This is a genomic window from Odoribacter sp. (assembly GCF_985060555.1).
Genome location: NZ_CFKYFN010000055.1, coordinates 1 through 14,840 on the forward strand (window position 1 = coordinate 1; position 14,840 = coordinate 14,840).

Here is a 14,840-nt window from a genome sequence, read left to right on the forward strand (position 1 = left end):
AACCAATTTGTCTTCAAAAGACGGTATTCCTAACGGACGCATCTTCCCATTCTTTTTCGGAATGTAAATTCTCTTTGCAGGATTGGGACTATAAGTCTCGTCCTTTATGCTCTCTATGAGTTTGTTTATCCTATCAATGCTCATTTCATCCTCTGTTTTGCCATCTGTGCCGGGTGTCATGTTTCCCGGCTTCGCATACATACGTTGGTAGGCGACAAAGAACATCTGTTCATTGAATAGAATACGGTAGAGCCTTTCGTATTTATACGCGGGCTCGTTGCTGTGTCCAGCTAAAATGTTTAATACTTGCTCTGGATTTCTCATACGTCTCTCACGTTTTCCGTTGTTTGTATTAAAGTTACAGACTACTTCCCTTCGCCATGTACAAGGCTTTCCCCTGCTCGGACTACTACGGAAGTTCCGTTACCATATCGGATATTCAAAAGCTTTCTTTATAGCTGTTTATTCCAGCGTTCCGACTTAGGTAATCCCCAGTTAGTTCTCTTAATAACTATTAGCACGGCATACTGTCGGATGCGACTTTCGTTCTTGTCCGCTTATTGCGGCTGTGTCATAGTCGGTTCTTTATGCCCTGCACTAACGCTCAAAATAGGCAGGGTACTATGAAACAACGTATGTATAATAGTCTTCCGTTGTTGCAAGATTTGGTACCACTGAACTGTCGTTCAACCAATCAAGGCTTCATCCTTGTGTATGTCTTTTCGTCTTGCCCCTCAGTCGCCACTTGACTATTAATGGACTTGGAGCTTTAATCAGTATGCTACACTCCCCATCGGGTTTCCCCTTTGGATAAACTGATTGACGATAGGATTATATCGAACCCAATCCTAACTTCTTGCTAAAGAAGCATTTATTAAGCGACCATTCTGGGCGCACTTGCGTAAATCTGGGTAGTCTTTATGTTAGTGTGACCGAGAAGCCTGCTGACGGTTTCAATGGGTACACCGTTGGATAAAAGTACGGTCGTGGCGTTCGTGTGGCGTGCAACATGATAGGTCAAGCGCACCTTGAAACCGCACTGTCTGCCTATCTCTTTGAGTATCTTGTTGCAGCTTCCGTTACTCGGAACGGGGAAAACATGACCGTCCCTTGCCAGTCCCTTGTATTTCTCTATGATACGTTTGGGAACGTCCAAAAGACGGATGTTCGATTCGGTGTTGGTCTTCTTTCTTCGGGTGATTATCCAAAGATTGCCGTCGAAGAATGTTTGCAGGCGGTCGGCGGTGAGGCTCTTCACGTCCGAATACGCCAAACCCGTGAAAACAGAAAAGACGAACAAATCCCGTACAAGTTCATGGTAAGTGTTCTTCATCGGTGCGTCCATGAGCGTCTGTATCTCCTTTTGGGTGAGGTAGCCCCTATCCACGCTTTCGGGTGAGTTGATATATCCGGCAAAGGGATTAAAGGGCAAACGTCCGTCATTCATCGCTATTGAAATAATATGCTTTAGTACAATCATGTAACCCCAAACGGTATTGGTACGGCATTTCTTTTCCGTGCGCAAAAAATACTCGAAGTCGTTGATGAATGTGAGGTTGAGTTCCTTTAACGGGATGTCCTCACGCTTGTAGGTATGGGGTAGGAATTCCCGGATATGGTTGCAGACTGTTCGATAACGGGTGAATGTCCCCTGCGCCCTGCTGTGTCCGACTTTCTTGGCAAACTCGGCGTTGTGCTGTTCGAACAGTTTCAGCAAGGTTTCCTGCTTGACACCGATACCGAGATAGGTATCTTTCAACTTGGCGGCGGTGACATAACCGTCCGTCTGCATCAGCTCTTGATAACGGCGGTTTACCTCCACCCGAATTTTATCAACGGCAAGATTGATTCTCTGCGCTTCAACGCTTTTGCCCGAAGCACGATTGTTCTTCACGTCCCACAAGCGTGGGGGAATGTCCATCTTGCAACTGAACTGTTTAATCTCGCCGTCCACTGTGATACGGCACATCAAAGGCAGGTTGCCGTTGGGCTTCTCGCTGCCTTTCTTCACGTAAAATAAGACCTTGAATGTACTTCGCATACTCACTCCTTTTTTTTGGTTACAAAATTAGTTATTAGTGAGTTACCGACAGCTATGCAAAATTGCGCAAATTGCAGAAATAGAGCCATTTAGCAAGAATTTCGCACCTGTTACGGGAGTAATGAGGTGGTAACTGAACTCTTACGCAGTTTGGCTTCATGTTGGCTTTTCGTTGGCTTTGCTCAATAGAAAAACAAAGCGTAACGAACGCTGTATCAGCCAATTCGCTACGCTTTGCTCAAATTTACTTTTTCGCTATGTGTTTATTTTAAACGTTTGAACATAAAACCCCTGGAATCTATGCCTGACGATGGTTTTGTATTTCCTCTGCCGGATAATGAAGTGATCAATTAATGTTAATCGTGAAAATTATGAACAGATACATATTTATCGGTTTGCTGTGCTTCGTGATCGGAGCCTGTACCCATCATACAACCGGATTTTACGAAGGGCCGCGGTATTTGTCTTTCGTCAATGAAAAAGGAGCCGATACTGCATTTATTTCTTTTGCCAATTATCCCGGAGCATCGACTCATGAAGTTGCTTTTGTTTTGAAGCTGACCGGAAATATACCGGAAGAGGATTTGACTTACCGCCTGGAAGTAGTGGATAGTCTGACGACTGCAGGAACGACTGACTACCAACTTCCCGAACACCTGGTTTTCCGGAAAGACCGGGTGACGGATACGCTGGTAGTGACTGTAATGAATTCGAATCCCTTGTTGACAGAACAGACTTTATCAGTTGGTTTGCGGATCGTTGCAAACGAGCATTTCCGGCCCGGTCTGGATGGGCAACAAAGAGCCAAACTGACCTTTACCGCTGTGAAGAGCAAGCCGGAATGGTGGAAGGGAGAATTGGAGTCCTTGATATTGGGAGAGTATTCATCCAAAAAAATGGAGGAGTTTATCTTGTGCACAGGGGTGAATACCCTGGAAGGGGTCGAACTTTCTGTTGCCAGAGCGTATACCTTACAATTTAAACGGTATTGCATAGAACATAATATTATGTGGGACGATAATGTGACTCCGATGGTTGATAAAATCCCTTGTTATTAATTTATAATTCCGATACCTATGAAAAATAAAATATATTTATTGTATTGGCTGCTGGCTTTTCTGTCTGTAGGGTGTTACGACGACAAAGGCAATAACGATTATCGTTTTGTAAATACGATCGAGGTGGAACCTTTCGGGCAGGATTCCTATCCCTGGGCAGCTCTGGGAGATACGGTCCGGTATAAACCGGTTCTGCATTTTGCAAGCGGGAACGGGGACGAACTCGATTTGGCATATGAGTGGACATTTGCCGGTAAAACGATCGGAGACGAACTTAACCTGGAATGGATTGTAGATACTGTAGCTACGGGACAGGTGATCCTGAGGGTAACCGACCGGGCAAACGGATTGGTATACAGCAATCAGAAATCGCTCCGGATAGATTCTCCCTATAAAAGTAAAGGCTGGATGATTTTGTCTGAGAAGAACGGTCAGTCTTCTCTGGGGTTTGTCCGGGAAATGATTACTGCTTACGAGATGGATGATTTAGGGATATATTGTGTTTTTGATAATCAGACTTTCCCGGATGTCTACGAAGAAACGAACGGGGAAGTATTGGGTAGTGGTCCGGTCCGGATAACCGAGCATTTTTCCCGGACTGCTCCGGGATCGTTGCTGATTTTACAACAGGGAGCTCCGGGCTGTATCGATATCGACGGGAATACTTTATTGCGCGATATTTATCTGTCGGAGACTTTTATGGACGGAGTATTCCCGGAACAGTTCGAACCGGTGAATGCAACCTGGATGCATTGGCTGGATGTCATTGAAAATAAAGATGGACGGTTGTATACCCGGTTGAAGTATTCCGATGCCTTGTTTAATTCGGGTTATTTTATTACCGAGCCTGTTCTGGTCGGTGAAGAAGAGGTGCGTGGACATTTGTTGGATTGTGATTGGCAGGCGGTAGGGTATACCGTGGTACACGACCGTGGAACGGCTGCAAATCCCCGTAACCGTCTGGCAGCTGTTTTTGATTTCCGTGATTTTTGGGGGGTGAACTACGCCGGATATGCAGCTGTTTTTCCGGAAGCCGACAAGGGATGGCCTGACGGTTTTGTTCCTCTGAACGATTTGGGGGATCATGAGTTGATCTATTTCAGAGGATGGGGGGATTGGAGTGGTGGATATTATTATATGATACTTAAAACTCCCGGAGGAAAATACTTACAACAGACCTTTACTTTAAAACGTTCGACAGCAGAATTGTACTATGAGGAGGGTAGCCTTGCTGTTCAGGAATTACCGTCCGGATTCGTGTATGAGGATTGTTTACCCTATGTTTTGTCGACGGATAAGTACCTGTTATTGATGAAAGGAAACGACATGTACTATTACAATTATGCTTCTCCGGGAGACGGTGTGTCGTTTTATTGGCATTTCGATGCTCCGGTAAAACATATGACTGCATCGGTTCAGGGACATCCTCAGCTGGGATGTGCTTTGGCGAACGGGCAGTTTGTTATTCTGAATGTGAAGCTCATAAAGAACAGACCGGAAGAGAAGCGCTTGTATTGGCAGACTCCTGCTGAGGTCGATTTGGGAAATCCGGTATCCTTGATTTATAAAACTTCCGGTCAGTTATAGTCCGGATCTGCATAAGACGGTTCACAGATGTCCTGGCATCTGTGAACCGTCTGTATATCGTTTGGGGAGGCTGATAAAGGGAGGAAACTGTGTCGTTTTGTGTAAATCAGATATAAAAAGCGAGTATGTTGAAAATACGATGATGCAAGAGCTGCCTGAGTTTTTTCAGAGAACGGTATTTCAGAACTTTCACCGTATTCTCGGAGATGGATAATTCCCGGGCGATTTCTTCATTTTTCAAGCCTTGAAGACTGAGTTGTATGATGGCCGCACTTTGTGGAGCTAAAGTATTTATCGCATTGAAAAGCAGACGGTTGCTTTCTTCCTCGACGAGAATGTTGAAAAAATTGTTTTCCTCTTCTTCGGGCAGGAGATGAAAGTGTTGACTTGAACGTTTGCGATTCCGGATCAGATTTAAAGACTGATTCCGGATCATAGTATATACGAAACTTCGTAAACAGGTGATGTCCTGATAGTGCCTTCTGTTTTCCCACAGGCGGATCAATACTTCCTGCACAATATCTTCCGCCTCTTGTACATCGTTGACATAACGGTTGGCTAAAGCACAAAAAAAGAGATAATTTTCTTTTGTGAATTTTTCCAGAGCTTTTTCATCTCCTTGTTTTATCCGTGTAAATAAAAAGTCATTCCCCATACCCCTCAGGTAATTCTGCGCCTAAATTAATCTTTTGGAGAGGAAACAGAAAAATAAATGAAAAAAAAAATGTACAGGTGTAATCTTTTTCTTAAAAAATGGTGTCTTTCTGATAAAAGATGAAAATATGGATACGAGTAGATTGAATCATATTGCCGGATTGATTGCCAGAAAAGGATCGGGAGGGAAGCTGACCGGGACCGAACAACAGGAATTGGAGGAGTGGATACGAGCTTCCCGGATGAATAGAGAGAGTTACGATCGGATTATTTCGGGAAGGGGAGTGATACGTTTGATGGAATTGGAGAAACAGATCGATACCGACCGCTCTTTTAAGAAATTGACGGTCAGGTTGAAGTGGCGTTGCTGGAAGCGCCGTATACTGACGGCAGGTGTTGCTGCGATGGTCATGATCGGAATTATGTCGGCTTTTTGGTGGTGGGAACAGGAAGGGATAACTGTTCCGGAGTCGGCCGGGCAACCTGGAATAAAGCCGGGAGGAAACTGTGCTGTTTTAGTATTGGGTAATGGTTGTCGGGTGGATTTACAAAAGGATTGTGATACGTTACAGCTACCTGGAATTTCCTGGGACCACCGGAAGGGAACGATCGTATATGACGGTCGGGAAAATAAAACCGGCTGGCCGGAGAAGAATACCTTGATGGTACCGTTACGGGGAGAATATCGCTTGGTTTTGGGCGATGGTACGAAGGTATGGTTGAATTCCGCTTCTAGCCTGAATTATCCGGTACAGTTTGCAGAAAAAGAACGGTGCGTAGAATTGGACGGGGAAGCTTACTTTGAAGTGACTCCTGATCCGGAGAGACCTTTTATCGTAAAATCCGGAGACGTACAGACCCGGGTATTGGGAACGGCTTTCAATTTTTCTGCATACCGGGGAGAAAATGCATCGACGATTACTTTATTGACGGGAAAAGTGGCTGTTTCGGCTCCGGGACATGCTGAGCGTGTGTTATTGCCCGGACAACAGTTGATATATGATGCAGAAAACCGGAAGACTGTAATAAAAGAGGTCGATGCCGAAGACTTCGTCGTCTGGAAAGACGGTTTATTCTTGTTCAATGATTGTGGACTGGAGGAAATCATTCCCCGCTTGAGTCGGTGGTATGGGGTTACCTTTCATTATGACAGGGAGAAATTCGGCGATCTGAAATTTTATATCAAAACCCGTCGTTATGAAGATATCGGGACAATATTGAATCTTTTGAAATTAACTGAAAATGTGACTTATTCGATAGAAGGCAACGAGGTGACTCTTTATCGGACAGGGGAAAATAAATAACAAGGAGTGAGGCAACACTCCTTGTTGGATACTAATAAGCAACCCTTTAGCGGGTATTTATTAACTCTAATTACAAAATTATGAAAAAAAAGCAGATTTATTTTTCTTCCGGAGGAGGAAAATTGAGGAAAATGACGTTAATCATGAAAATGACGGTTATCTTTTTGTTGTGCGCTAATTTAGTGATGGCTACCGAATCTTTTGGACAGGAAAAGTATTCTTTTTCTTTGAATCGGGTGACACTGGAGGAAGCCTTGAATCAAATATTGCAGAATTCCGGATATTATATCGTTTATACGGTAAACGATATCCGTAAGATTGCCGATGTTTCTCTGAATATGGAACAAGTCACTATAGAGCAGGCTTTGGATCGGGTGTTGTCGCTGAATGGATTGAAGTACACGGTCAGTGAAAATGCAATCGTTATTGCTAAGGATGCTTCGGCGGTAAAAAATTTGCAGAGTGAACAGATGAAAGTGCAAGGTACGGTAAAGGATGAAAAGGGCTTGCCTTTGCCGGGGGCTTCTGTTTATTTGAAGGCAGAAAATACCTTGGGGGTAACTACCGATATCGGAGGACATTTTGAATTTAAAGTACCTGCCGGCTTGAAGGGGAAGGTGGTATTGGTGATTTCTTTCATCGGGATGGAGACAGTGGAGCTTCCTTTAGACGGGCGTGAACATTATGAGATATCGATGAAACCGGAAATAACTTCTTTGGATGACGTACTGATCACCGGCTATCAGACGATTTCCCGGGAACGTGCGACGGGAGCGTTCGATATCGTCGACAAGCGGCAGTTGGAAAAACCGGCTTCCGATTTATCATCCCGGCTGATCGGAACTACAGCAGGCGTTCAGGCTACTCTGACAGAAGATGGAAAAGCCAGTCTGGAAATCCGGGGACGCTCGAGCTTGAATGCCAACGCTCAACCGCTGATTGTCGTGGACGGTTTCCCTGTGGAAGGAGGATTCGAAACGATTAATCCGAATGACGTGGAAAGCGTTTCTATACTAAAAGATGCTGCAGCTGCTTCAATTTGGGGAGCCAGATCCGGTAACGGCGTGATTGTGGTCACTACCCGCAAAGCGGCCAAAGGAGATAAACTGAATGTCGCCTTTAATACTTTTTTGCGCTTCCGGCAGAAAATAGATTTGGATTATGCCAATCCTACTGCCGCTTCTGCAGATCAGATCCGCTACGAAGAAATGATTTTCGGAAAATATGGGGTTGCTTTGAATGAAGGGATTTTCTCAGAAGATGATGTGGCCGGAAAATGCTATACCTTAGCACAAATCGCTTTGAATGAAGCCCGGCTGGGAAATATTTCCGAAGACACGAAAAGGCTCCGTTTACAGGAATTGCAGGAGACGGATTATAAGGATGACGTTTATAAACATTTGTTGAGAAATCCTTTTTTGCAGCAATACAATTTATCCGTATCCGGAGGAGGAGAAAGAGTCGGTGTCATGACGTCGTTATTGTATGAAAAAGACAAAACCCATTATATTGGTACACAGGATGAAAAATATATGCTCAATATGCGGATGAACAGCGATATTTGCAAGTGGCTGAAATTAGATATTTCCGGAATGTTCCAATATGTGAAAAAGCAGAATAACGGAGCCGTCCTCCATGCATCCGATGAAAACGATATCGCGATAAGCGATCTTTCTCCTTATGAACACCTGACAAACCGGGACGGTTCTTATACACATATTGTCCGCGACTATTACCTGCCGGCCATGGAGCGGTTGGTCGGTAATGGCTTTCCTTATTCCGACTGGTTTTATAATCCTTTACAGGAAATCAGAAGCCGTGACCGTTCGACTAAGGACATCAAGGCCCGTTTCCAGGCTGCACTGACCCTGAAATTATGGGAAGGCTTGAATTTCTCCTCTTCGTTACAATATGAGATTTTTAATTCCAAAAGGCGGGATCTTTACAAAGAGGATTCCTGGGTAGTCAAAAATCCGGTGAATTATTATACCGAATACAACGATGCAACAGGAGTCGTCGGGAAATCGGCCTATCCGACAGGGCAGTTTCTGGACCAATACACTTCGGAAATGCAAGGGTATACTTTTAGGAATCAGGTAAATTTTAACCGGACTTTCAGGAGACATGATTTTAATGTTGTGTTAGGAACCGAATTGCGGCATCGCCGGACAACTTCCTATACCTCTCCCCGGGTATACGGCTACAATGACGAGACGCTGACTTCCAAACTTTTCCCTAACGGAACCGGTAAGCTGGCGATAAAAGACCTCTTCGGGAATACGATTACAGTCGATGATTATGCAAGTACCTTTACATTTAACACCGATCGTTTCTTTTCTCTATATGGCAATGCCGCTTATACTTTCGATAATAAATACACGATCAGTGGGAGTGTCCGGACAGATGCGTCGAATTTTATTACGGACGATCCTAAATATCGTTATGCTCCTTTTTGGTCTGTGGGAGGAATGTGGAATCTGGGACAGGAAAGTTTTATGAGCGATTATTTGTTTATCGATTGGCTGCGTCTGCGTTTGACCTATGGGTACAATGGAAATGTAGACACTTCTACCTCGTTTAAACCTTTGGTGAGTATCGGTTCGGTTGAGAATGTTTATAAACATGAGATTACCGGTAGTATTGCGAGTTTTGGAAATCCCGAACTTCGCTGGGAAAAGGTCGGGAGTGTAGATATCGGAATCGATTATTCTTTCTGGGGAGGTAAACTGGCCGGAAAACTGGATTATTACCGGAAGTACAGTAAAGATCTGATCGCGACGATTTCTATTTCTTCAGCTAACGGGACAACCAGTCAAAAGTTGAATAATGCGGAAATGCTGAATAGTGGGATCGAACTGGAAGTAGGAAGCCAGCTCGATATTATAGGAAAAGATATCCAATGGTATGGTAATGTCAACTATGCTTATAATTTGAACCGGATAGAAAGATTATTTGTTACCGATAATAGTGCAAAGACTTATTTGAGGGGTGACTTTAAAGAGGGAGAAAATGCCAGTACGATATATGCCTGGCATTATGCCGGGGTAAATAAGGACGGTATCCCTTGTGTGGAGGAAGGGAGTAGTCCTGACGGCTTGAGGCCGATGAACACCGTTTACGACAATACTTCGGATGCAACCGGCTGGCTCAGGCCACAGGGCGTAAAGGTGGCTCCCCATATTATGGGGCTGACTACCGGTTTTAAGGTTTATAATTTCGATCTTTCTTTGATTGTTACCGGAAAATTCGGTCATAAATTCAAACGTTCTTCTTTCAATTATCCGACAATGGGAAAGACCGGAACTTCGAAAATCTGGGTACATAAAGATGTAAGTAAATTATTGGACGGGGATAAGGCTATGCCTCCCTTGCTGACGGATACCGAAGACTCCAATCAAATGTATTACGATAGTTATTATACGGATGCGATGGACTATCTGTACCATAATGCCAATCATATTCGTTTCCAGGAATTGAATCTGACCTGGCATATCCCGGAGGTATGGTTACAGAAAATAGGTTTCCGGACCGCTGCCGTTTATGGACAGATCAATAATCTGGGTTTGATTACAGCGAATAAATATAAAAATGACCCGGAATTCCCGGAGGGTACGGTCAAACCGGAACGTTCTTTTATTGTTGGGGTAAAATTTAATTTTTAAAAAAAGGATATGGAAAGATATATAAAAATTGCAGGAGGAAAAATGAGAGTGATTTTATGCCTTCTGGTATGGATGTTAGTCGGAGCTGCTTGTGACAGCTTTTTGGATATAGCTCCTTCGAAAAAGACAAATATCGAACTGTCGAAAGTGGAACATCTGGATGCTTTGTTGGCTGCAATCAATACGACAACCGGCAATACCAGCCTGGTGTTAAGTCCGGATATTACGGAAATTTCAACGGATTTGTACGATAAAACCAATAACGGAGCTCCGTTTTATCAACATGGTATCGCTTATTATCTGTGGATGAATCAGGAGGTGGCCGATTTATCGGGTTCCGGAACCTGGAGTAGTGCTTATAAAAATATTTTTACGGCAAATACGGTATTGGAAAATTTGAGTCGGGTGACAGGAGATGAGGCCTTGAAGGCTGATTTGAAGGCCGAAGCTCATTTTATCCGTGCTTTTCAGAATTGGGAATTGCTGAATACTTATTGTCTTCCCTATAGCCCGGAAAATATGAAAGAACCGGGAATACCTCATAAGACATCCACCAGTTTCGAGCAGTCGTTGGTCCGGATGAATCTGGAGGAATCTTATCGTTTTGTCGAGGAAGATTTGAAAGAAGCACTCAAAATTACGGTCGATAATGTTAATCGGAGGTGGCGGGTAAGTATTCCTGCCGTTCATAGTTTTCTGGCCCGCTTTTATCTTTTCTGCCATGATTACGATCAGGCATTGAAATATGCAGATTTGGCTCTTCAGGCAGATGCCCGTCTGGTGGATTATAGTACGGAAATGTATTATGGTAATGAACAGAACTCCAGTCAGGGACCACTACAAGTACCTTATCTGTGGTGGGAAGCCATTTACGATCCTTCTGTAAAATTAGAGTGGGCGGAGTTTTATTATCAGTATTTCCTTTCTGCTTCCTGTGCCTATTTCTGCCCTAGCCGGGAAATGTTGAAATTGTATGATAAGGAAAATGATTTGCGGTATAAATATTTGATGTGTGAGAATTTTTCATGGAGGCATAATATCAAATATACTTATCCCGGATATGTTTATTTCAGAACCAGTATACCTTATGGAACTACGGTACAGGAAATGATACTTACGAAAGCGGAATGCCTGGCTCGTCAGGGAAAGTTTCAGCAAGCCATGGAAACGGTGAATATATTGCGGGCTAAAAGGATTGCACCCGGACCGGAGGTTAAGTTGTCGGCAGCGACAAAGGAAGAAGCTATTGCGAAAATTCTGGAAGAGAGAGTACGGGAGCTGACCTGGGGACTGAGGTGGTTCGATATCCGGCGGTTGAATTACAACGAAACGACTTTGGATGATGTGAACCTGAAACGTATATTCTATTCACATGACGGTTTGATTGTAAATAAAGAATCCCAGCCGATAGAGTATCGGTTGGAATTAAAAGATCGTCGGTTTGCCGAACCTATAAACAGTAATGAGATTTATCTGAGCCGGGGTCAAATTCAACAGAATACTTATTGAGGATTATTCTTTATCATTATTAAAAAAGGACTTCTCAGTATTGAGAAGTCCTTGATATTTAAGCTTGTAATAAATTCTTATTACTTACCTGCATGCATAATAGCAGCCTGTGCAGCAGCTACGCGGGCGATGGGCACGCGGAACGGTGAACAGCTGACATAGTTCATACCTACTGAGTCGCAGAAGATGACGGATGAAGGTTCTCCACCGTGTTCTCCACAGATACCTACTTTCAGGTCTGCATTAGTCTTACGACCCAGTTTCACACCCATTTCAACCAGACGGCCTACACCTTCCTGATCCAATACAGCGAACGGATCGGTTTTCAGGATACCTTTCCTGATGTATTCCGGTAAGAATTTACCGGCGTCGTCACGGGAGTAACCGAAGGTCATCTGAGTCAGGTCGTTGGTACCGAATGAGAAGAATTCGGCTACTTCGGCGATCTGATCTGCGGTGATAGCGGCACGCGGGATTTCGATCATCGTACCTACTTTGTAATCTACTTTAACGCCTTTTTCTTCGAATACCATAGCTGCAACACGGTTGATGATTTCAGCCTGCTGTTTCAGTTCTTTCACAGTACCTACCAAAGGAACCATAATTTCCGGACGAGGATCCAGACCACGCAGTTTCAGGTTACAAGCAGCTTCGATGATCGCACGGGCCTGCATTTCGGTGATTTCCGGATAGGTAACTCCCAAACGGCAGCCACGATGACCCAGCATCGGGTTGAATTCGTGCAGAGCATCTACTTTTTCTTTGATACGTTCTACCGGAATTCCCAGTTTCTGAGCCATATATTGTTGTGAAGCCGGTTCGTTCGGAGTAAATTCGTGTAAAGGTGGGTCGAGCAGACGGATGGTAACCCCCAGTCCGTTCATGGCTTCGAGGATACCTTCGAAGTCTCCCCGCTGCATCGGCAGGATCTTGTTCAGTGCATCCCGGCGTCCTTCTACCGTGTCGGACAGGATCATTTCACGCATAGCGTCGATACGGTGTCCTTCGAAGAACATATGTTCTGTACGGCAAAGTCCGACACCTTTGGCTCCGAAGTCACGGGCTTTACGGGCATCTTTCGGGGTATCGGCATTAGTACGTACATACATACGGGTATATTTTTCAGCCAGGTTCATGATGGCTGTGAAGTCTTCGTCCAATGTTGCATCTTCTGTTTCTACTTTTCCTAAATAAACTTCACCGGTAGAACCGTTCAGGGAAATCCAGTCTCCTTCTTTGATGATTGTTCCGTTTACGGAGAAATTACGTTTGGCATAATCGACTACGATATCTCCTGCGCCGGATACACAACATTTACCCATACCACGGGCAACGACAGCTGCGTGAGAAGTCATACCACCGCGTGCAGTCAGGATTCCTTCGGATACGTTCATACCCCGCAGGTCTTCGGGAGAAGTTTCCTGGCGTACCAGAACCACTTTTTCACCTCTGTTTTTCCATTCTTCGGCTTCGTCGGCGAAGAATACGACACGCCCGCAGGCAGCACCCGGAGAAGCCGGCAGACCTTTGGTAATAACGTGAGCTTTTTTCAGAGCTTCTTTATTGAATACCGGATGGAGCAGCTCGTCCAATTTAGCCGGTTCCTGACGCAACAAAGCTGTTTTTTCATCGATCATACCTTGTTTCAGCATATCGACAGCCATTTTCACCATAGCGGCTCCGGTACGTTTTCCGTTACGGGTCTGTAACATCCACAGCTTACCGTCCTGGATGGTGAATTCCATATCCTGCATATCGTGGAAGTGGTCTTCCAGTTTTTCCTGTACAGCGTTCAGGTCGGCATAAGCCTGAGGCATAGCTTCTTCCAGCGAAGGATATTTGGAAGCACGTTCTTCTTCGGAAATACCCTGCAGTTTAGCCCAACGGCGTGAACCCTCGATGGTGATTTCCTGCGGTGTACGGATACCGGCTACAACGTCTTCCCCCTGTGCATTGATCAGGTATTCTCCGTTGAAGATGTCCTCTCCGGTTGCAGCGTCACGGCTGAAAGCAACACCGGTAGCCGAATTGTTACCCATGTTACCGTAAACCATAGACTGTACGTTAACAGCAGTACCCCATTCTTCCGGGATCTGGTTCAACTGACGGTACAGAACGGCACGTTCGGTCATCCATGAATCGAATACGGCACAGATGGCTCCCCACAGCTGTTCCCACGGACAAGTCGGGAAATCTTTGCCGGTTTTGGTTTTGACTACTTTTTTGAAGTTTTCGACCAATACCTGCAAATCTTCAACGGTAAATTCAGTATCTTGTTTGATATGTTTGGCTTCTTTCAGCTTGTCGATTTCAACTTCGAACGGATTGTGCTCGCCTTTTGCTGCTGCTACACCCATTACAACATCGCCGTACATCTGAATAAAACGACGGTAAGAGTCCCAGGCAAAACGGGCATTTCCTGATTTTTCTGCCAGTAATTTTACGGCATCGTCATTCAATCCCAGGTTCAGCACGGTGTCCATCATACCCGGCATAGAAACACGGGCACCGGAACGTACGGATACCATCAACGGGAAAGCCTCTCCTTTGGAACCGAATTTTGCATTCATGATTTTTTCCATGTGTGCAATACCGGCTTTAACGTCGTTTTCTATTAATTTTACAACAGCATCTTTACCTTTCTGGTTGTAAAGTGTACAAACTTCAGTGGTAATCGTGAAACCTGCAGGTACAGGCAGGCCGATCAGGTTCATCTCCGCCAGGTTGGCGCCTTTACCACCGAGCAGATTTTTCATGTCTGCCTTGCCTTCTGCTTTTCCGTCTCCGAATGTGTAAACGTACTTCGTACTCATATTTCTGTTAGATTTGATTTATTTCCCTGAGAGGGAAGGTTTATTATTATGATATTGTTTTTATAAACTATTGATATACAATAAACTGAAAGCCACGCGAGCTTGCGTATTCAGAGTTGCAAATATAGAATATTTTTTGTTATTATAAAAATCGGCTTCTATTTTTATAATGATCTATTACTCAAACGTTTTCAATTTTGAATTCTTGGCTC

Annotated in this window: 7 protein-coding genes and 2 pseudogenes; 5 read left to right on the forward strand and 4 right to left on the reverse strand. The window is 44.4% G+C overall.

What is annotated here, in order from left to right:
* Together AC5RDS_RS07025 and AC5RDS_RS07030 are read right to left on the reverse strand one after the other, a co-directional pair.
* Nucleotides 1-324, reverse strand: a pseudogene (locus tag AC5RDS_RS07025) (group II intron reverse transcriptase/maturase); the annotation flags it as partial.
* 574 nt (nucleotides 325-898) lie between these two features.
* Nucleotides 899-2,041, reverse strand: a pseudogene (locus AC5RDS_RS07030) (site-specific integrase); the annotation flags it as partial.
* Between the two features lie 371 nt (nucleotides 2,042-2,412).
* Between AC5RDS_RS07030 and AC5RDS_RS07035 the strand changes: the two are divergent.
* Both AC5RDS_RS07035 and AC5RDS_RS07040 read left to right on the forward strand, forming a co-directional pair.
* Entirely contained in the window at nucleotides 2,413-3,099 is a 687-nt protein-coding gene (locus AC5RDS_RS07035; RefSeq protein WP_022159301.1) for a DUF4843 domain-containing protein, read from the forward strand.
* Between the two features lie 18 nt (nucleotides 3,100-3,117).
* Nucleotides 3,118-4,686, forward strand: coding sequence for a PKD-like family lipoprotein (locus tag AC5RDS_RS07040; protein ID WP_013613724.1), 1,569 nt, complete (start codon nucleotides 3,118-3,120; stop codon nucleotides 4,684-4,686).
* Between the two features lie 106 nt (nucleotides 4,687-4,792).
* On the opposite strand, the gene AC5RDS_RS07045 is transcribed toward AC5RDS_RS07040, so the two are convergent.
* Nucleotides 4,793-5,341 carry an RNA polymerase sigma factor gene (locus tag AC5RDS_RS07045; protein WP_013613725.1) on the reverse strand — a complete coding sequence of 183 codons (549 nt, stop codon included), beginning with the start codon at nucleotides 5,339-5,341 and terminating at the stop codon, nucleotides 4,793-4,795.
* A gap of 127 nt (nucleotides 5,342-5,468) precedes the next feature.
* Here AC5RDS_RS07045 and AC5RDS_RS07050 point away from each other — a divergent pair, with 127 nt between their 5' ends.
* From AC5RDS_RS07050 to AC5RDS_RS07060, 3 genes are all read left to right on the forward strand, one after another.
* On the forward strand, nucleotides 5,469-6,644 hold the full coding sequence (locus AC5RDS_RS07050; RefSeq protein WP_195457889.1) for a FecR family protein: 1,176 nt from the start codon (nucleotides 5,469-5,471) through the stop codon (nucleotides 6,642-6,644).
* Between the two features lie 80 nt (nucleotides 6,645-6,724).
* Entirely contained in the window at nucleotides 6,725-10,306 is a 3,582-nt protein-coding gene (locus AC5RDS_RS07055) for a SusC/RagA family TonB-linked outer membrane protein (protein ID WP_013613727.1), read from the forward strand.
* Between the two features lie 9 nt (nucleotides 10,307-10,315).
* On the forward strand, nucleotides 10,316-11,815 hold the full coding sequence (locus AC5RDS_RS07060; RefSeq protein WP_013613728.1) for a RagB/SusD family nutrient uptake outer membrane protein: 1,500 nt from the start codon (nucleotides 10,316-10,318) through the stop codon (nucleotides 11,813-11,815).
* Nucleotides 11,816-11,895: 80 nt separating this feature from the next.
* Here the strand turns inward: AC5RDS_RS07060 and ppdK are convergent, their stop codons facing one another.
* On the reverse strand, nucleotides 11,896-14,628 hold the full coding sequence (gene ppdK / locus AC5RDS_RS07065; protein WP_022159297.1) for a pyruvate, phosphate dikinase: 2,733 nt from the start codon (nucleotides 14,626-14,628) through the stop codon (nucleotides 11,896-11,898).
* Nucleotides 14,629-14,840 lie beyond the last annotated feature (212 nt).